The 20,363-nt window shown below is 45.0% G+C and carries 16 protein-coding genes, 1 tRNA gene and 1 rRNA gene; 10 read left to right on the forward strand and 8 right to left on the reverse strand.

Annotated features, from left to right (window positions below):
* From HQ43_RS02655 to HQ43_RS02665, 3 genes are all read left to right on the forward strand, one after another.
* Positions 1-77, forward strand: a 16S ribosomal RNA gene (locus tag HQ43_RS02655); the annotation flags it as partial.
* A gap of 224 nt (positions 78-301) precedes the next feature.
* On the forward strand, positions 302-712 hold the full coding sequence (locus tag HQ43_RS02660; RefSeq protein WP_036789334.1) for a hypothetical protein: 411 nt from the start codon (positions 302-304) through the stop codon (positions 710-712).
* Positions 713-1,066: 354 nt separating this feature from the next.
* Complete coding sequence (locus HQ43_RS02665) at positions 1,067-3,361, forward strand: leucine-rich repeat domain-containing protein (RefSeq protein WP_036789336.1); 2,295 nt, start codon at positions 1,067-1,069, stop codon at positions 3,359-3,361.
* Between the two features lie 84 nt (positions 3,362-3,445).
* Here HQ43_RS02665 and purE read toward each other — a convergent pair whose 3' ends face one another.
* The 8 genes from purE to HQ43_RS02705 form a co-directional block, all read right to left on the reverse strand.
* Positions 3,446-3,952 (reverse strand): 5-(carboxyamino)imidazole ribonucleotide mutase, encoded by a 507-nt coding sequence (gene purE / locus HQ43_RS02670; protein ID WP_036789340.1) that lies wholly within the window; start codon positions 3,950-3,952, stop codon positions 3,446-3,448.
* Positions 3,952-4,332: a glycine cleavage system protein GcvH gene (gene gcvH / locus HQ43_RS02675; protein WP_036789344.1), complete on the reverse strand. Its 381-nt coding sequence runs from the start codon at positions 4,330-4,332 to the stop codon at positions 3,952-3,954. The genes purE and gcvH overlap by 1 nt, the downstream gene beginning before the upstream one ends.
* 75 nt (positions 4,333-4,407) lie before the next feature.
* Positions 4,408-5,853, reverse strand: a complete 1,446-nt coding sequence (rpoN, locus tag HQ43_RS02680) for an RNA polymerase factor sigma-54 (protein WP_036789347.1) — start codon at positions 5,851-5,853, stop codon at positions 4,408-4,410.
* A 14-nt stretch (positions 5,854-5,867) separates the two neighbouring features.
* Positions 5,868-8,198, reverse strand: a complete 2,331-nt coding sequence (gene tamL, locus HQ43_RS02685) for a translocation and assembly module lipoprotein TamL (RefSeq protein WP_036789349.1) — start codon at positions 8,196-8,198, stop codon at positions 5,868-5,870.
* A complete protein-coding gene (locus tag HQ43_RS02690) occupies positions 8,182-12,921 on the reverse strand; it encodes a translocation/assembly module TamB domain-containing protein (protein WP_036789351.1) in 4,740 nt (1,579 codons plus the stop codon). The genes tamL and HQ43_RS02690 overlap by 17 nt, the downstream gene beginning before the upstream one ends.
* 837 nt (positions 12,922-13,758) lie before the next feature.
* Entirely contained in the window at positions 13,759-14,394 is a 636-nt protein-coding gene (locus tag HQ43_RS02695; protein WP_052079347.1) for a WbqC family protein, read from the reverse strand.
* 16 nt (positions 14,395-14,410) lie between these two features.
* The gene (locus HQ43_RS02700; RefSeq protein ID WP_036789353.1) at positions 14,411-15,049 is read right to left on the reverse strand and encodes a ribonuclease HII; all 639 of its coding nucleotides are present in this window, start codon (positions 15,047-15,049) and stop codon (positions 14,411-14,413) included.
* Positions 15,027-15,974 carry a cation diffusion facilitator family transporter gene (locus HQ43_RS02705; protein WP_036789356.1) on the reverse strand — a complete coding sequence of 316 codons (948 nt, stop codon included), beginning with the start codon at positions 15,972-15,974 and terminating at the stop codon, positions 15,027-15,029. The genes HQ43_RS02700 and HQ43_RS02705 overlap by 23 nt, the downstream gene beginning before the upstream one ends.
* Before the next feature lie 246 nt (positions 15,975-16,220).
* On the opposite strand from HQ43_RS02705, the gene HQ43_RS02710 reads away from it, so the two are divergent.
* From HQ43_RS02710 to HQ43_RS02740, 7 genes are all read left to right on the forward strand, one after another.
* The gene (locus HQ43_RS02710) at positions 16,221-16,763 is read left to right on the forward strand and encodes a hypothetical protein (protein ID WP_152566992.1); all 543 of its coding nucleotides are present in this window, start codon (positions 16,221-16,223) and stop codon (positions 16,761-16,763) included.
* A 162-nt stretch (positions 16,764-16,925) separates the two neighbouring features.
* A complete protein-coding gene (locus HQ43_RS02715; protein WP_152567474.1) occupies positions 16,926-17,483 on the forward strand; it encodes a hypothetical protein in 558 nt (185 codons plus the stop codon).
* A 204-nt stretch (positions 17,484-17,687) separates the two neighbouring features.
* A complete protein-coding gene (locus HQ43_RS02720) occupies positions 17,688-17,948 on the forward strand; it encodes a hypothetical protein (RefSeq protein WP_036789365.1) in 261 nt (86 codons plus the stop codon).
* 26 nt (positions 17,949-17,974) lie between these two features.
* The gene (locus HQ43_RS02725) at positions 17,975-18,166 is read left to right on the forward strand and encodes a hypothetical protein (protein ID WP_036789368.1); all 192 of its coding nucleotides are present in this window, start codon (positions 17,975-17,977) and stop codon (positions 18,164-18,166) included.
* 128 nt (positions 18,167-18,294) lie between these two features.
* A tRNA-Pro gene (locus HQ43_RS02730) sits at positions 18,295-18,367 on the forward strand.
* Positions 18,368-18,491: 124 nt separating this feature from the next.
* On the forward strand, positions 18,492-19,118 hold the full coding sequence (locus tag HQ43_RS02735) for a DUF4254 domain-containing protein (protein ID WP_036789370.1): 627 nt from the start codon (positions 18,492-18,494) through the stop codon (positions 19,116-19,118).
* Between the two features lie 13 nt (positions 19,119-19,131).
* Entirely contained in the window at positions 19,132-20,160 is a 1,029-nt protein-coding gene (locus HQ43_RS02740) for a glycosyltransferase family 9 protein (RefSeq protein ID WP_052103036.1), read from the forward strand.
* Positions 20,161-20,363 lie beyond the last annotated feature (203 nt).

Below are 20,363 nucleotides of genomic sequence, written 5' to 3' on the forward strand. Positions count from 1 at the left end.
CTAGGGTAATACCGGTAACTGGGGCTAAGTCGTAACAAGGTAGCCGTACCGGAAGGTGCGGCTGGAACACCTCCTTTCTGGAGCGAAGTATTACGAGAAGTTCTGCGTATTATTTATGCAGGATATAAGATAGAGGTTACAGAAGTTCTGCGTACATCTTGTTTTGTCCAATATGCTGATATAAAGGGAGCCTTTTTGCCGAGTGCAGAAAGGCTCTTTTCTTGTTTATAGCCTTAGATTTGTCTCTTCTTTCCATTCTTTATAACTTTAAGAGAGTAGTAAACCTTAAATGCTATAGGGTATGGAAGAGAGGGATTTTATCAAGAGAGAGATTGAGAAGATCGGCGTTATTATGAGAGCGATATGGGGCTATCTGTTTGGGGGCAAAGATCGGACGGCTACCACGATTGGGACGGAAGTGGTGATGTCGAAAGATATGTTGAAGAAAGAGATGAACTTCGATGTGGATGAGTTTTTGCTTTTAGACGAATCGGAGAGCATCGAATACTTAAAGGGCTTTGAGGGGTTGGATTTTCACAATCAGGAGAGTCTGGCGGATATTTTAGCCGAAATCGGAAGCCGAGAGGAGCCACACGCTTCCAAGCTCTATTTAGGCAAAGCTCTTTTCTTGTACGAACTGATCACGAAACAGAGTCAAACCTATTCTTTCGAGAGGGAAGAGAAAGCTGCAAAGATAAGGTCGCAGTTGTAGTATTGTCGTAGCTCCTTTTCTTTTTCGTCGTTTGGTGTAAAATAAATCTTTTAAGCCTTTTTACTTCTTCGTTTTATCGGGTTGTAAAAAGGCTTTAATCGTATTATGTTTTACGAACCGGGGGCTGTTTTGTGAAAATCAGCACTTGATTTGCAGGAGTCAAAGCACGACTTGCCGAAATCAAGGCTTGATCTTATATATTATATTCGTTCAGACAAAGATTTGAATCTTTATAAAGAAATATTTATATCCTTTTATCGAATATTTATACCTTTGCAAAAAGCTGTCCGGATTGTGAAAAATAGAATAAGAGAGTCCGGATAACGATCTGACTACAATAAAAACACTTTGTTTATGAAAAGACTACATTTCTCTATCTCCTTGTTAATAGCTCTGCTTGCCCTTAGCGGTTGCCGGAAAGGAGATCTTCAAGAAATAAAGGGAAACGAGGAGAGAATCATCAAGGTTTTGGTCGAGATGCCCGAAGAACCGGCTTTAAGAGCGGAAGCGGGAGAGAATACCGAGGGCAATAAACTCTTGCTTCGTTGGAGGAGAGGGGAGGAGTTGACCCTTTTATTCAAGCAGGAAGATGTTCTAAGTGAGCTCATCAAAACTCCTTTGGAGAATATTTCTTCTGACAATAAGAGTGCAACTTTTGAAGTGAAGCTTCCCAACACCATTGATGCAGGAAAGCCTTATACGCTTTATGCTTTTTCATCTTTTCCGGGAGAGGGCATAAGCGTGAAGGATGGACGGATAATGATGGATATAACACCCATTGTGGGGATGAAGTTGGAGGATGTGTCTGTCCCGGTTATGTCTGTTGTCAGTCTCTCTGATGGTAAACAAGAGGTGCGGGCGGAGTTTTCCGTTTTTGGCACGATAGAGTACGTCCGCCTTCGTAACGGATCCGATAAGGAGTTGAATATCTCTTCCTGCCATCTTTCCGGAGTTGGAGGAGCTGAATGGAGATATATGCCGATGGGCGACAGATATTATCATTACGATCTTTTTGAAGATAAAGTTATAGAGTCCGATGGGGGTAAAAGTATTATCACCCCGAAAAAGGTCACAAATATCGCGCCCGGAGAAGAGGGGCTGTTTGCTTCGTGGTTTTATCCTCTTGAGAAAAGTTTGCCGGTCATGCTTCTCCGGGTTAAGTCCGCAGACAGTGAAGAAGACATCTATTCGGAAAATTCAAAACCGGCAAAAGCCATCGGGATGGAACCGGGTAAGGCGTACAGAGTGCTAGCAGAATGGACAGGACGCTCTCTACAAATGAAAGGACGAGATGTAATCCCGACCGATACTCCATTTATTACAATGGTAACCGCCAAAGAGACGGGGCAGACCATTCGTCTGCTTTTGGCTGCGAAAGAAGAGAACAGATCCAAGATATGGATAGACCTGAATGGTAACGGGCTTTTGGACGAAGGAGAAAATGATATTGTTTGGGCTGATTTTAACAACGACTTTAATAACGATGAGTATAAAGAGTATCGTTTTTCTTCTTCAAAAATCACCATTTATGGTCCTGTTACAGCTTTGGAGTGTTCCGGAAACAAGCTTCAGGAGTTGGTCGTGAACGGAAGAGAGAGTCTGGAGATGCTATCTTTTTACGAAAATAATCTTAGCACTTTGGATTTAAGCCTCTGTAAGAGATTAAAGTATCTGGATTGTGAAGACAATGCAATCTCCTCTTTGGACATCAGTATGTGTAAGGAATTGAACGTTCTGTGGTGCTCCAATAACGGGATTAAGGCTCTGGATGTGAGCGAATGCAAGGATCTGCGCGTGCTGGGATGCTCGAAAAATGAGCTTGAGGAGCTGAATATAGTTGAAAATAAAAGACTTCAAAACCTCTCTTGCCATGGAAATAAACTCTCCTCTTTGGATGTAAAAGGGTATAGTTCACTTGAAAGGATAAGGTGCGATGGCAACAAACTCTCTTCTTTGGATCTGGAAGGCTGCACCGCTTTAAGGAAGCTTTACTGCTTTGAAAACAGCATATCTTTTTTGAATATCAAGGATTGCAAAGCATTGAATACCCTGTGGTGCAACAAGAATATGCTCTCTTCTCTGGACCTTTCCGTATGTCTCTCTTTGAAAGAACTCTATTGCGGAGATAACAGTCTGACGGAATTGGATGCAAGTAACCATGAGAGTCTGAGACTTCTTGAATGTCATAATAACCTCCTGACCTCTTTGAAAGTAGAGAAATGTGTTGCTCTGCAGGAGCTTTATTGCGATGAAAATAAACTTTCAGTCTTGGATGTGCGAGACTGTAAAGCGTTGTCCCGTTTCTGGTGTCAGAGTAATGAACTGGAGACACTGGATGTCAGCTCTTGTCCTAATATCGCCGATTTGCCTTGCCAGAATAATAAATTGAAGTCTCTAAAACTGAGTAGAGACCCTTCTTCCCAGTTGAGCTATCTTACAATGCAGGAAAACAAAATGGATGCTTCGGCATTGAATGCCGTATATGAAGCTCTACCCAATAGGGAGGGAAAGGAGATGGGCATTATCGAAGCTGTAGATAATGATGGTTATGCTACCTCTGATGTGAGCATAGCCACTGCAAAAAACTGGAAGTTTCAACCTTATGTCGCCGGTTCTTCTACACCGACCCGAAGAAAAGAGCTCAAATAAGTATAAAGATAAAGGGAGAAAATCCGATGCGGATCTTCTCCCTTTTATTGTTCAATAACAAACTCTTGTTTGTCGAGCCGGGTATCAGTTGGTTTTATGCAGATACTTCAGCTCCGATAGCTGCTTGTTGGCTTCCACTATCTTATTCTTGAGATTCCTCTTGTAAGCCTTGAAGCGAGCGCGCAACTCCGGATCTCCCACAGACAAGATCTGCACTGCCAAAAGAGCGGCATTGAGAGAAGCATCTATTCCAACCGTTGCAACGGGAATGCCGGGAGGCATCTGTACAATGGCAAGAAGGGCATCGAGCCCTTGAAGAGATGCGCTGATAGGAACACCGATTACGGGAAGAGGAGTCATGGAAGCGATCACGCCACAAAGGTGAGCTGCCATCCCTGCTGCTGCAATGATGACTTGTACACCTCTATCTTCGCATTCGGTAGCAAACTTTTCTACCTCTTGCGGTGTGCGGTGTGCGCTTAGCGCTTGTATCTCAAAGGGCACCTGCATCTCTTCCAAGAGATCGGCTGCTTTCTTCATCATGGGCAGGTCTGAAGTGCTACCCATGATTATGCTTACACGAGGGGTCATCATTTACCGATTAGAGCCTTATAGTCTGCTGCTGAAAGGAGAGCATCTACATCGGCAGGGTTAGCAACTTTTACTTTTACTATCCAGCCTTCTCCGTATGGATCCGAGTTGACCAACTCAGGAGTATCTTCGAGAGTTTCGTTAGCTTCGAGCACTTCTCCTGCAACAGGCAAGAAAAGATCGGATACAGTCTTTACCGCTTCGATAGAACCGAATGTCTCTTCTGCTTCAAGCTCGTCTCCCACGGTGGTTACATCTACAAAGACGATTTCTCCAAGCTCGCTTTGAGCGAAGTCTGTTATACCAATGAAGGCTACATCACCCTCTAAGCGGATCCACTCGTGATCTTTTGTGTACTTTAGATTTTCTGGAAAGTTCATAATTCTAATGATATTGGTTTTTATTGTTATAGTGAATATTTGTTCTGCTTTGTTCAGCTCTTCAAAGATACAAAATTATATCTCTTTACGAAGTCTTGCCACCGGTATTCCTAATTGTTCTCTATACTTGGCTACGGTACGGCGAGCAACATTCAGTCCTTTCTCTTTCAGCTGCGCCACCATAGCTTCATCGGAGAGTGGAGAGCTCTTGTCTTCCTGCTCTATCAGCTCTGCCAAAAGTTCCTTTACATGTCTGGTCGAAATCTCTTCTCCGGCATCGGTCATTGTTCCTTCCGAGAAGAAGTGTTTTAGCGGAAAGGTTCCGAAAGGGGTCTGAACATATTTCGTGCTTGTTACTCTGGAGATCGTGGAGACGTCAAGACCTGTTGCATCGGCAACATCTTGAAGGATGAGCGGCTTGAGATAGGCTACATCTCCCATGATGAAATACTCTTTCTGCATCTCCACTATCGCCTGCATTGTAAAAAGAAGTGTCTTCTGACGCTGGCGGAGAGCTTCTACGAACCAACGTGCATCGTCTATCTTCTGTTTCACAAACCGGGCAACCTCTTTTTTCTGCTGCGGAATGCGTCTGATGTCTCCGCTGTATTCGCTCATCTGTTGAGTGAATGTTGTATTGACACGCACCGGTGCAATCCCGTCATTATTGAGGGATACCGTAAACTCATCATCGTGTTCTTCCACGATAAAGTCGGGTACAACGGTAAAGAATGTCTCTTCAAGACGGGTATTAAAGTCGAGTCCGGGTTTGGGATTGAGGTGTGTGATCACTCGAATGGCTTCTCTCAGCTCTTCATCCGTAAGATGCAGACGAGAGATGATCTTGTCGTAATGTCTGTTGGAAAACGGCACAAACATCTGTTCAAGAATCTTTTTGGCTATTGCTACGGCGGTTGTTTCTTCTCTTCTTTCCAGCTGTAACAGCAGACAGTGACGGAGATCTTCTGCTCCAATACCGGGAGGATCGAGCGTTTGTATAACGCTTAGAACATGTTCTATGGTCTCCAAATCTGTGTTTATACCCATCCGTATGGCAAGATCGTCTTGTATGGACAGAAGATCTCGCCGCAGATAACCATCGTTATCAAGGCTTCCGACAATGTAGCGAGCCACTTCCACCTCTTCGCCGGAGAGTGATGTCAGGGAGAGCTGAGAGAGCAGATGGTCTTGCAGAGAGCTTCCTTCCGTGAAAGGGATCTCTTCTCGCGGCGTGCGATGTTGCTCTACCTGCCGGAGCTTATATTCGGGGACATCATCTATGGAAGCGTAGTCGCCGAGTATGATTTCATCTTGAGAGATCGGTTCGAGCTCTTCGTTGTCGCTCTCTTTTCTTGTATCGTCATCCTCTTCCACTCCTTCTTCCAATGCCGGATTGATTTCCAATTCGCTCTGTATCCGATCTTCAACCTCGACATTGGAGAGTCCGATCATCTGCATGAGCTGTATCTGCCGAGAGGTGAGTCGGGCGGTCTGTCGCTGTTTGAGCTTCTGGTCGTTCATGTAGAGTAAGATATTTAGAATGGATAGCCGATGGCGAGGTGGAACGAGAAAGCATCTTTCCAGATCTTCTTCCCGAAAGTGTTGAAGTATCCATTGATCCCGGTAGAATAAGGAGCATGGAGAGCCACTCCGGTATCGAATCTGATGACCAGATAAGAGAGGTCGTATCTTATGCCTAAACCTGTTCCCAAAGCGAGGTCTTTGAAGAAAGACTTTCCGGTGAGCACTCCTCCCGGTCGGCTTTGATCTTCTCGCATCAGCCAGATATTACCGGCATCTATGAATGTTGCAAGCTCAAGACTTCCGAAGAGCTTTCTCCGATATTCGATATTTCCTTCAAGACGGATGTCTCCGGTACGATCCATGAAGTTGTAGATGCTGTATTCGGTGGGACGATATGAGCCCGGACCTATCGTGCGGACATTAAAAGCCCTGATACTATTGGCACCACCGGAGTAAAACTGTTCTGTATAAGGTGCCACCAACATATTTCCGTAGCTGTATATAGCCCCGGCAAAGAGTCTGGTTGCAAGCTTTTCTCTGCTGTTCCAGCTGTATGCATATCGCATCTCCAAAGAGCCTTTGACAAACTGCGCAAACGGATTGTTGATAAATGTCTTCTGTTTGGTGAAAGGTTCTCCTCGCAGCGCATAGATGGTGCTGAGGATATTTCCTGCCTCCGAAACGGATGCCTCTATGGAGAATGTATGAGGAGAGTCTCCGTCTATCTGCTCATATCCGAAAGTGTATCCTATAACCGGGATAAACTGGTCTTGGAAAGATAGTGCAAGAACCGGGTTGGCAGAGATGATCGAATCGAATTTAGCCGTTGTGCGCAACAGAGAATTGTAGGTTACTCTGATAGGGATAATGGTATGGCGTACACCTCTCTGCGGTTCGATATTGTAGGCAATGCGACCGGAAAACTGCCCCAGTCTGTAAAAAGATGAGCGGTTCAGAAATCCTCCGGTGATGGAAAAAGAGGTCGTTGCAGGTATCTTTTGAAATCTCTTAGGCAGGAACGGCAGCATGATGCGAGGGAATGTGAGGGAGGAGTTAACGGATATGCCGTAGCTGTTGATATCCCACGAACTGCCGGGCAGATTGCTTTTTCTGGTCTCCCATTCGTAGTTGGTGCCCACCTGCATAGAGAGAAGTTCACCTCCTCTAAAGAGATTCTTTTTGTTGAGAGTCAAGGATAGTCCCGGACCTAACTGATTGTTACTTTTACTTTTGAATACCGTTTCAAGCTCTGCATAATAGGGAAGATCCACTTGGGAAGATATTGTAACGTTGAGCTTGTTCGGTATAGAGTCCGAAGGTGTGTAGTTTACATCGGAGAAAGAGAACGTGTTCAGTGTAGCCAAAGATTGTACCGTGCGATTCTGATAAGAAGCATTGTACAGCTTATCTTTTATGAATCGGATCTTACTTCTAAGCACTCCTGCTCTTACGGGGATCTTCTTATTGAAGCGGAAAAGTACGCCGTCCAGCATCAAGCTGTCCGTTAGAGGAGATCGCTCACTATCGTACACATTATAACTGATATTCCCTATATACCAGGGCTGATACGCTCTCGGATCTGCTTTATTAGAGAGATTGACCTTCAGATGAACACCTTTTTCTCGCAAGGTTGTATCTGCCTGATAGATGATATTGTCCGGTCTGAAATAGTAGTAGCCCTGATTTTGCAACAGTCCGGCTATTCTGTCTCGTTCTGCTTCAAGAGTTGAAATGCTGAAAGGACGCTTTTTCTTAATCAAAGAGATCGGGGCAGAAAATAGATCCAAACTGTCCGGAGTAACAATGTCAATATCGTACTCTACACTATCTATCACGTGAGGAGCTCCTTGTGAAACGTAATACTGGACAAGAGCCTGCAGAGAATCTTTATTGTAGATAAGATTATGACTTACGGATGAATGAAAATAGCCATACTCTTGTAGGATTTGCTGAGCGATGGTGGAACGTCCGGACGGATTGACATTAGAAACAAAGATAGGTTTGGAGGATAGAGTCTTCTCCAACCAACGTGTGAAAGTGTTACTTTCGTTACCTATCTTTTCATTGAAATAGAAACCATAGGTAAACGGCAACCTTAGCTTCGTGTGTCCGAAAAGGCTTCCGTTAGGTGCTTTTTTAAGAGCATTTTCTACTTCTTCCATTGCTCGGGAAGAGTGTCTTGGGTATGTCTTATCTTTATCTTCCACCTTTATTTTCTCCATCCCAAGGTAGAAAATCTCTCCCTCCGGGACATATTTGCTCGCAGAGCAGGCTGCAACCAAAAAGATTACAGCGATGGACAGAAAGGCGTTAAGGCTATGATGTCTATTGTTTCTTCTCATCTTTCGATTCTTCTATTGCTTTAGGTGCGGGCGTTACAGGCTCTTCCTGTGTCTTCAAGAGTATTGGCTTGGTCTTGAAGTTGAAGAGATCTTTCAGTCTGTAAAGCCTTCTTCTCAAAACATAGCCGGCTCCGGTCTCGATGACTTCACCGTCCAATATGTTTTCATAGTCTTTTTTGTGGAAAAGACGAAGATAGTGAGTACCTGCCTGATCCAACCTATAATCCAACGATATGTTGTCTATAAAACTTTGGTTGGCACTCTTGTTCGGATTGGCTGTTTCTACCTGTCCACCGATCTGAAGCGTTATACGATCGTTGTAAAACTTCTTTGCAATCGAGTAGGAGTAGTTTGTTCCTCTTTTTCCTTCGGCATCTTGCTCTATTCCTAAGTTTATATCCGCATTGATAAGATCTCCCACCAAAGCATTGAACTCTTTTGTTACAAGAGACATCAGCGTACTGTTCACATCAAAACCGGAAGCACCTGCCTGCGTAGAGCCTAAGTAAGTACCGAGAGACAGGAGCATCAGAGCCTGGCGAGACTTTTCTTCGTCCGTCATGGCGGCTATGTTGTTTCTCAGAGTAAGATCTTCCGGAGCATCCAGAGTGAAAAGAAGGGCAAGATCATTCACTCTGTTCTTTGCCATGACGCTGACATCAAAGTTGACCTTCCTTTTCGGTTCACCCGGCAGAGCCACTGTCGAAGAGATCCGTTCCGTAGCCTTAAAGTTGATAAACGGATTCATCACATCGCCACTCCAAGAGATATAGTTTCCTCTATCCACCTTGAACTTCTTCGAGATGATAGGTGCTTGGTTTATGGCAATAAATCCATCGTTGAAGTTGTATGTACCGCTTAGAGACATCTGCCCGTATGGTGGGTATCTGAAGTTGAGATCTCCTCCCCCTTGTACCTGCACGGCATTACTGCCATCTGCGGTAATCTCCGCACCCAAAGATACTGCCGGATCTACGTGAAGAGCGAGCGTTACATCCAATCCTCCCAGTGAGAGTGTATCCACATCTGTTTTCTTTGCCGTAAAGAGAGTGTCTCTAAATTCCGTAAACTCTATAAGACCATCAAAGCGATTTCTTTTCGAGAGTTTGGAGTCCTTTAGAATATAGGTGAGGTTCGTGTTTCCATTGATTGAGAGAGCACCTCTCACCTTCATTGTAGAAGCAGGACCGGAGAGACTTATATCCGTACTCACGCCGAGGCGACCATATAAAAGAGTCTGTTGGGTGCGCTTGGAGTCTACGAGCAGTACATCATTTCCTCGCAGGTTCAGTTTTAGCTCGTTGTCTCCGGTCAGTTCGACAGAACCATTCAACATGAGTGAAGTATTGTTGAGAGTCTGAATAGTGAACCTGTCCAAGCGAATCTTATCGTTGTCTATCCGGATCGGCTTCGAGTCTATGCCGTATCTGTTGTTCAGAGCAGCAGAGTACACGCTGCCATCCTTGATGGAAAGATAACCCTGCATCTTGGTCGGTTTCATCTGTTTGATGTCTCCATTTCCTGAAGCATTCGAGAGTTCTGCATCCACATTTCCGGCAAGAGAGACCAGGTCGTCCGGCAAGAACGGATTCGCTTTAGACATTGGGAACTTATTCACAACCAATCTCCAAACCGGATCTATCCCCTTGTTTTTAGAGATGAATGCCTCTCCCGTTGCGGCATTGACGCCATCCAGCTGTACATCCATTGCGGCATAAGAACCTCCGCTTACCGGCTCATATACTCCCATAACCGCTATATCTCCCACTTTATTCTTTTGGAAGTGGAACTTATCCAATGATGCTTGGGCAATGTATTTGTCTCCATCCGATCCTTTGATCCAGCGTAAGTCTGCATTCAAGATACCATCCATGTTCGGAACGACTCCTAAATTCTGAATCCGTTTAAGGTCAAACTTCTGTACCAAAGCGTTCATAACATATTCGTCTCTCACGTATTTCGTGTCGAGAAGAATCTTACTCTCCGGATCATCTGATGCTTTGAGCAGGACGTGCGCCTCTATATTCTTGTCCGGCTTCAGCGGTATCTTCACGTAGCTTTTTCCATCGTTCAGGAACTTATTGTACACCAGCACGGGAGGATCCGGTGTTAGCGCGAAAGTAATATCCTCTCTGTTCCACTTTGCACGCACGCCCAGCAGGAGCAGGTCCTTCGATTCTTTATCTTTCAGATTGGCGAAAAGCTCGGCATGTTTCATATTGGTCGTAAGGTTCACAAACGCTTCAAAAGGATCCTGATTCCTGAACTTCTGTTTGTGAACAGCCCCTACGGCATAAAACATAGTGGTATCTTGGAATATGGTTAAGTCCATTTCGTCTATTCTGAATGTGTCCTTTTGGAAGCCATTCAGATAAAACTCTCCGGAAAGTCCGCTGTCGGGAGAGGTGCGAATATCAAGCGTGGTACTCTTCCAACCATATCTGTGTTCGTCCAGATAGGAACGTATAGGATTGTTACGCCCCATGGAGAAAGAGATATTCGCATCCGGATAGTGCTCTATCCAGTGACTTATGGAGTAGTTGTTCGTGGTATCTGTCGTAAACAGAGAGATCTCCTTGCTCACACTCTTTATGCGATTCAGAAAGTCATTCAGTCCGTTCTTGGAGTTGAACGATAGCACGAGGTCGCCCGAATTGACTTTCGCCATCAGACTTTCAGCACTGCTTCGAGCAACAAGATCCAAGTTGGTCGGTCTTATGATCTTTCTATCCGTCTCTATGACGCAGTCCACGATTTTTCCCTCTATATCATACTTCTGCTTTGTATCTGTACGGACGGCGGCGAGGAGCTTGAAGGTAGAGCCCAATACCGGTCCGGATCCGAGACCTATCAGGGACGGCACTATGGTATCCACCTCAAGGCGGAGAGAGGCATCTATATCCTCTTTCGCCAACCGGGCATCCAGCTGTCCCATCAGCGTAACGCCCTCCGCTTCCGAGTTCAGTGCCGCAAAGAGCTGCTGCTGTTCGAGCTGAGAGACCATTACGATATTGCCCAGACTCTTGTGGTTATAGGTGAGAGTGTCGAGAGACATCTCCAGGCGTGCAAATGTTTTCGGGGAGAACGGATCTTTGCCTCGCCCCTCTATTTTGATGTGTGCCTGTAAGTCGCCAATGGTGTCTTTCGGTAAAAATTGCTGTACCGACAGTCTGTTCGTTTGGGTTTCAAGCTCAAAGCGTTCCGACTTCAAGCCATACTTCCCGGCTGCTTCGAGAGAGCCTCTTGGCGTTTCGAGTCGGGTTGTGAGATCTATAAGATTGTTGCGGTAAGAGGCATCGGCAAACAGGAATATATCGCTTGGTATGGTCCATCTGTCGCTTGTCAGCCCCATCTTGTCCAGATACTCCATGAGACCGGACTTCGTTTGCGCTTCCAATCGGACGTTGCCACTTCGACGCTTCTCGTTCAGAGGGAGCTGTGCAGAGCCGTTCATCAGCAGAGATACCACCTCTTTGGCTTCCACCTTACCGTTGAACTTCACTCTTTCCTCGATCTCTCCTGTCGCATCTACTTCTATTGTTATCGGATTTTCAGGCAAAGAAAAGCTTTTAGGAAGCAGGAATGCCGCATCTTCCGGATAGATTTCGCCGAAAAGATTAAGAGCAACCTCCCCGACGGAGTCCGGCATCCATTTGTGCATCGGAACGGAAGCATTTGCCGTTATGAAGCTCTTTTTTAGCCGTATCTCAAGGTCTTTTACGTTGGCTTGTCTCTCGTCTATATCAAGTGTCGCTTTCAGATCTTTCATTTCCCAAAGATCGGCACACTTGAAGTGCCCTTTTGCGATATTGCCTTTGACGTTCAACGTATCGTAATAGATATCGTACCCTCTCACGTCTATCTCCCACGGAAGAGCCAGGAACTCCACATCTTCTACCGGCTGAAGGACATCCACTCCGCCTTTTATGCGGGCATACTGCACAAAATAAGACATCTTTCCTACATCCGCAGCTATTCCTCGTATGACAGCTCTATCTACACAAGTGGAGAAGAAAACGGTATCGCTACCCATACTCATGCTGTAACGAACATCTTGTATGCCTATGTCTTTAGCCGTAATCATCCAGTTGTTTGGGACGGAGTCTTTGGGCTGATTCTCTTTCATCTCTCCCAGTGAGAGGTAAAGGTCTGCACCATTCAGATCCAAGTCTCTAAGGTGTATGCGTTGATCTTTAAGCCTTATCTTCAGTCCGCTCCCTCTAAGCTGATGCACGTATCCGTCTATTCGGAGTACGCTATCCACTATCGGCATATGAATGCGCAGAGAGTCCAGCTCCAAAATAGAGATCGGAATATCTCCACTCAGAAGCAGAGGGATGGGGATCTCTACATCTATCCGTTTGAGCGAGGCAAGCGTATCTTTCTGCTCCGGATCTACTGCGAAGACATCCGATAGATGGACTTTTGCAGGGAATTTGATTCGGAACTTTCCTATACTGAGATCCACTCCCAATAGGGGAGAGAGCTGTTCGGATGCCACTCGTGCGGCAAACTGCTGCACTCCGGGGATGTAGAAAAGAGCGGACAGCAGGAATGGCAAAGCGATTAAGATGCCCACAATCCACAGTAGCAGGCGAAGCCATAGCCGTCTTTTCTTCTTTTTGGGAGAGATCTGCGGCTCTTCCTGCAAAGATGGGTCTTTGCGGTCTGCTTCTTCGTTATTGTCGGGAGAGGATATTGGTTGCTGTCTCTGTTCTGACATAAAAGTTTGTCGTAAGCTCTTAATCCAAACAAAGATAGCAAAAAAATCGGAGCAGCAGCGGGATTTTCCCTCATATCTTCTCGCTTTTTGTCTCTATCGAAATATGCTCATGAGGCGTTGATAGACAGAGAAATAGGGTGCTAAATGCTTTGGATTGGAGCATGAAGCTGTATGGCGGATTTTGATTTTGAGTTTTCCAGAAGCGTTGTATCCGCTTTTTGATCGTGCCGACTTTCTACTCTCTTGGGGTATAAAAGTCTGCTTTCGGGGTGGGAGTTTTTATATAAAAACGGATTGAAGAAAATCTTCATTGTAGAACTTTATCCGGAATGATTTCAGCTCATTCCTCTTGTTTGTTTTGGGATAATATTTTGATAATCATTCAGATATGAAGAAATCTCAAATTCGGATAAAAATTTTTCTCAGTCCGTTTGATGGGCTCTTTTCGAGTTAATAGCTGTAAATTTTAACACCCACACCTGTGAATGTTTCCTAATAAAGAAATCTGCCTTTTTAGGTGCTTTTTAGGATAAAAATATGTAGTTGTTTGATTATTAGTGTTTTAGTTGTTTTGGCTAAACACGTTAATCGAATCCGGTAAACGTGTTTAATGAAATCGGTAAACGTGTTCATTGAAAAATTAAACACGTTAAGCCGAAAGAATATCGGAATGAGAGGGGTGGAATATATAAAAACAGCGATGCCGGAGGGGGCGAAAACAGGGTAGGCAAAAGGGAGATTTCGTATGCTGAAAAAATGAGCAGGCAGACCCCGGTGTCTTAACGGCCGGATCCTGCTGCTCGGAATGATAAAAGGGAGAAAAAGGCGTTCGTCAGCTTAGAGCCGAAGGTGCTTTCTCCACTTTTGAGCGGTCTCTTTGAGAATAAGAATGCCTTCCGGTCCCAAGTTGCACAAGAGATCCAAAGAGGAGAGATTGGGCAAGAAGCCGTGATGATCCGCAAAAGTCTGATAGTAGTGCGGAAAGACGATAGGCGGATGCTTGGTAATCTGCCGGTCACAGAGTATCTGGAGGTGCATGCCGTTGGATACAATCTCATCTTCCGGTACATGTATCGGAGCGGTGATATGCCATTCCCGACAGATCCAGTTGAGCCAAGCCTCATTGTAGTCCACCAGCAGAGGAGTGGGGTTATAGAGCAGCCGCAGGATCTCTTCCTCATAAAACTCATAGTATGGAGAGGAGCTGTAAGCGGAACGAAGGCTTTGCTCCGCCACTCTTCTCCAGTCTCCATGCTCACTGATGGCTATAAGGGCAGTTGGAGGAGCAGGATTGGGGTATTTCTCTACCGGTACAGAGATACTCATTCTACCGGTAGCTCCGTAGATGTCGAATCTGTTTCTGTAACTCTGTTTGCTGTATGGTTCATCTATAAATACGGCTACACTTTCGCCCATAAGCAGGGAAGAGATGTAGAGAATAGAGGGTATGGTAGAAGTGGGAAGGAATATCATTGAATCTGTTTTTATATCAGTCCGTCAGAAAGGGGAGCATCTGCATACAAGGTTTATAGCTCTTTCTGTGTATGGGAGAGAGACCGATCTTTCGGATTATCGCTTTGTGAGATGGGGTGGGATAGCCTACATGTTTGTCGAAACCATACTCCGGATACAGCTCATGGTTCTTCTGCATCACTCTGTCCCGATGTACTTTTGCCAGGATAGAGGCAGAAGCGATGGAGGCAAAGCGGGCATCCCCTTTTACCAGACAGGTATAGGGGATAGAGGTAGAGGAAGCAAATCGGTTGCCGTCTATCAAAAGATGATCGGGGGAGAGCTTCAGATTTTCCGCTGCCCGGCTCATGGCAAGGCAGGAAGCCTGATAGATGTTTATGCGGTCTATGGTTGCCGGGTCTATCTCCACGATGGAGAAGGCATCGGAACAGGAGCAGATTTGGTCGAACAGCGTTTCTCTCCGCTTGCCGGTGAGCTTTTTGGAGTCGTTCAAAGAGGGTAGGAGGTCGAGGAGATGCAGATTGTCCGGAAGCCAGATCACGCTTGCAGCCACCACCGGTCCGGCAAGAGCTCCGCGCCCTGCCTCATCGCAACCGGCTTCTATCCTGCCTTTTTCAAGCCACGGAAGCAGGTCAGAGGTTTTGTCTGCTCTCATATTCTCTCTCATATTTGTTGTTCAGCGTTGCCTCGTTCGGCTCTACGTGAATGATGATATGGGTCTCTTCTCCATACTCTTTCCGTAAAATGGCTTCGATAAGTTCGGTAAGGTGATGCGCTCGCTCTACTGTCATCTGTCCGTCAACCATGATGTCCACCTCGATGGCAATTCTCTGCCCCACTCTGCGCGTGCGCAGGTTGTGCGGATTGGATACTCCCTCGACGCTTTCTACCATTTTCCGAATCTTTTGTTCGGTCTCGGAGGGGAGAGCCTTCTCGGACAGCTCTCGGAGAGAGTTCATACCGATCTCCATTCCGACCTTTATGATGAGTACCGCAACGAAGATGGCAGAGACGGGTTCCATGAATCGTGCTCCCTCTCCAAGGAAATAGGCGGCAGACAGACCCACCAACACTCCAACGGAAGAGAGTGCATCGCTTCTGTGATGCCACGCATTGGCGGCAACGGCAGAGCTGTTCACCCTGTGAGCCACCCGGATGGTGTATCTGAAAAGGATCTCTTTAGCCACAACGGAGAGCAAGGCAGCCCAGATGGCTATTGCGCCCGGCTTTTCTATCATGACCCCTTCGAGGAAGTAGCGATAGAGCTCTTCCACACTCTTTGCCAAGATAAAAGCTCCGACCACAAGCAGAGAGAGAGAGATGAGAGCCGAGGCTATCACTTCGTACTTGCCATGTCCGTAAGCATGGTCATCGTCCGATGGCTTGGCGGCTATACGGGCACAGAAAAGAACCACAGCGTCTGTAAGCAGATCGGTAGCCGAGTGAACGGCATCCGCAATCAAGGCTCCCGAATTGCTCAGTACACCTATAACCCCTTTCACCACAGGAAGTATCACGTTGCCTATGGCTCCTATGAGCGTTACCTTATATATCTCTTTTTTTCTTTCTACTGCGTTCATAGCCACTTTCTTGCAGTTACAAAGGTAAGAATTTTCAAAACCTTGCCATAGCTTGTTCTATTTCTTCATCCGAGAAGAATATCCATGGGAGATGTTTTATGGAAGAATAATACTTACCTTTGTCCTTGACACTTAAAGAGGAGTGCTGTTTGGATAGATAGAATTATCAAGTGCGCACATCCCCATAGGGACACCTTTTTTCTTTCGGATAAGCGAGAAAGAGTTTTGAAAATGAATAATAAGGATATGAAAAAGCGTTTTTTAGTACTATTTTCTGCTCTGATATTGCTGTTTTGCTGTTGTGGCAAAAGTAATGCACAGGTTAAAATAAAAGGTGAAATAGGGGTCGGATTATTCTCTTTGAATGCAGGTCTGTACACCGTATTGGAGGAACACCATGTGGCAGGGGTGTCCGGTGCCGGAATTTTTATGTTCCCATCGCTTGCCGGACAAATTTCTCCACAATACCGTTACTATTTTTCCGGTTATAAAGGGAATTCCAATGGCTTCAGTGGAAGCTTTTTTCTGAATGCCGGAATGAATTTCTGGATAATGAAAGACCTGCATGCGGAATCTCCGGAAAAAAACACAACAAGAGCAGGGAATAGTTTGCTGGTCGACTTTTATTACTTTAATGTTGGAGGGGGATATGAGTTGAGGTATAAGAAGTTCTATATACGTCCTACACTAAATGCCATGTTTCCTAATTTCGGATCAAGTTCGTCTATGATCCTTGCAAGCGTATTTACTGCCTCTGCTTTGCAAGCATCTATGGGGTTTAGGTTTTAGGTTTAAGCTCTTTTCCTTTCCCGGTTTCGGAAAGAAGGTGAACCAGAACAATATTTGCACTATATTTGCAGAGACTGGTCGTGCAGAGCTTCTCCGGAAAGTGCTTCCGTTTTGGTTTCCGCATACCTAAATCAATAGAGGTTGAACCTATATATGTATAAGATGAAAAAGCTGATATTTTTTCTCGTTATAGTCTGCTTGAGCCCTGTGGCAAATATTTTTGCACAGGAACAAGCCATGAAATCCGAGACTTCTGGTTACAGAAAGAATGAGATCTCTGTGGACTTCTCTTCTCTTGCCTTTGCCCGGATTCCTCACTTTACTTACGAGCGTATGTTGGACGAGGAAATGGGATTCGGAATAAGGGCTTTGTATAATCCTACTGTTTGGGTAGACTCCGGTATGTCCACATCTTTTGTGGGACCTTATTTCAGATGGTATTTCTTTGGGCGTTCTACCCCCGAAAAGCGCTACGCTTCCGGAATGTTCGTGGAGCTGAACAGCGCTTTGGGACACATGAAGCAAGAACTTGTAAGACGCTACTCCAATGGTAAAGAATATCAGTATGTTTTTGGTGGCGGTATGGGTCTCGGCTTAGGCTATAAGTATGTAAACAGCAAAGGATGGAGCTTCCAGATCTATATGGCAGGGGGACGCTCTCTTTCTGATGCGGATGTCGGATATTTTATCCCGGCGATAGCTTTGGGTAAGAGATTCTAAGCAGGACCGAAAGGAGTTTAAGAAGATAAAAGAATAGCCCGATAGTTTCTGAGGAAGCTGCCGGGCTATTTTTTTATCTCTTTCAAGATACCGAGGGGGGAGAATATGTAAAGAGAGGAGTATTAGCAAATAGTAAAAGAAGCAGAACCTCTACTCTGCTTGCTATTGAGAGTAGCTTTGGAATATGTACATAAGCCGTAGGGCATGAGGTATAAGGAGTTTGATGACAATAAGAAGCTCGGTTTGAAGATAGAGGTAACTGATATGGAGTCTGGTTTTAGAGATCTTCTTCTTGTGCGATTTCTTCTTGAAAATGAAAGAGAAGGGATTGGAAAAAATGCTTTGATAGTTATTGCCGGAGCGAATAGATGCAAGGTGTTGAGGAGAAAGGAAGTTTTAGGTAGCCGTTTGGATGTAGGTGTGCCTTTTATTTCTGTTGTTGCCATAGGAAGTCGTAGAAGTTAAGGATCAGCAAGACTCAATTAGAGGCAATGTCTATTCTGCAAGGGTATGCTGAGTGTTTCAAAGAGCATTCGGACTATTGGGAGGTAAGTGATATAAGAGTCTTTTCCGCTCGTCCGGGAGATTTGGAGAGAGAATACCTTGGTTTCAATATCTCTCTCGTTCCAAAAGAGAGCTTTGCAGACAGAGTGCTGTTTGCAATCTGTTTTGAAGAAGAATAAGTCGGATCTGTGCCATAACTTCTACTTTTTCTGCAAGAAAGAGAAAATATAAGGCGGAGTGTTTGTCGGTTTACAATAAATGCTCTAACTTTGTTCCATGAAATGGGAGGGAGCGTATTTCTCCCCATCGGGATGTAGCACAGTTGGTAGCGCGCCACGTTCGGGACGTGGAGGTCGGAAGTTCGAGTCTTCTTATCCCGACTCTAAGAAAACAGGAGAGATCTCTTAGGCAAGGGATCTCTTCTGTTTCTTTTTCTGTTCTTGGGCGTTTGCTGTTTTTAATTGTTACCTTTGTGAAAGTTGAAAACAAGAAAATAAGAACATTATGCTTACTAAATCATCTTTTTCTGCGAAGGCAATAGAGGTTTTTCTGCGTGCGATAGCAGATTACCGTGTTTCTAATGATATAGATGCTCCTATTGTAAATCCGTATGAAGTGAGATCAATCGAGTTTTATCTCTACACCAAAAACTGGATAGATAATGCACAATGGGACATGGAGGATATTATAAGAAATCCTGATATAGATCCGGTTGAGGCGTTGGCAATGAAGCGTAGAATAGACCGCTCCAATCAGGAACGCACAGATCTTGTAGAGCTTATAGACAGCTACTTCTTGGATCTGTATAAAGATGTATGTCCGGAAAAGGATGCGAAGATCAATACCGAAAGTCCTGCCTGGGCATTGGATAGAATGTCTATCCTTCAGCTTAAGATCTACCATATGCGCGAACAAACCAAGCGCACAGATGCTTCGGAGGAACATAAAAAAGCGTGTGAACAGAAGTTGCAAGTGCTTTTCGAACAAGAGAAAGACCTTGCAACTGCTGTGGATGAGCTGTTGGAAGATATTGCAAAAGGACGAAAGTACATGAAAGTCTATAAACAGATGAAAATGTATAACGATCCGGCTATGAATCCGCTCCTTTTAGGCAAAGCCGGTGCTAAGTAACGGATAGAAAAGTATGCCTGTTTCGGCACAACATAAAAAGCATTACATCGTTCTTCGTTTCTCTGCGTTGGGCGATGTTGCTATGGTACTTTCTCAAATGAGGCGTCTTGCAGAATATTTGCCGGATGCCTCTTTTACTTTGGTTACTCGCCCTTTTATGGCTTCCATGACGGGTTTTGATCCGAAGGAGAATATAGATAGCTACCCTTTCAAACCGGATCGGGATGGATCTTTCTTGGGTTTGTTGAGGCTTGCTAAAAGGTTGCATCAACATTTTCCTGATGCTACTGTCGTGGATTTACACGATGTTTTGCGAACCAAACTGCTGAGGTGGATACTTCGTATATTGGGACACAAAGTGGTGAGTCTGGAAAAACCGCGAGCAGAACGTAAACATCTTTTCTCTCGTCCCGAAAAAGAGACTAAAGTACCCCGGGAACTCTATATCCATCCTATGGTATACAGGTACTTTGATCTCTTGAAGCAGGCTGCCGGATTGGATTTAACAACCGAAACAGCACCATTCCCTAAGGTCGAAAAAAAGGAGAGATACAGAATCGGTCTTGCTCCATACGCTCAGCATAAAGGAAAAATGATGCCTGTTGAGACCATAAAGGGATTGCTCGGACTGCTGTCAAAAGAGGGTGTATACGAGGTGGTGCTCTATGGTGCTCCGGGAAAAGAGACGGAGCAAAATGCTCTGCTTGCCTCGGAGTTTGAGAATGTCAGACTGACAAAAGCCAAAAAGCTCACGGAGGAGATGGAGGAAATATCTTCTCTGGATCTTATGATAAGCATGGATTCTGCCAATATGCATCTCGCCTCTTTGGCTCAAACTCCGGTTCTTTCCCTTTGGGGAGCAACCCATGTAGCTGCCGGTTTTTTAGGGTATAGGCAGAGAGAGGAGGATGCTTTAGGGGTCGATCTGGTATGTCGTCCATGTTCCGCTTATGGTCAGAAGCCGTGTCGAAGAGGAGACTATGCCTGTCTCGAAATATCTTCGGAAGAGATCTATAAGAAAGTTGTAGAGCTTACTTCTTAGCTCTGAACTAATATGTAAAATTTGCGGGATAAAGAAAAAGCTCTTAACTCATTAGTTTAAGGGCTTTTGTTGCCGTTTTAAGAGGGTTTTTATGCCCTCTTTTTATTTGTATTGTATCGTTTAACTATTTGTTTATTAGCTTTTTATGATTTTATCTGTCTGGCTATAAAAAGGCATGGAATGGGGTTCTATATCTGCAACTT

Source organism: Porphyromonas canoris (genome assembly GCF_000769115.1).
GTDB classification, from domain to species: Bacteria; Bacteroidota; Bacteroidia; order Bacteroidales; family Porphyromonadaceae; genus Porphyromonas_A; species Porphyromonas_A canoris.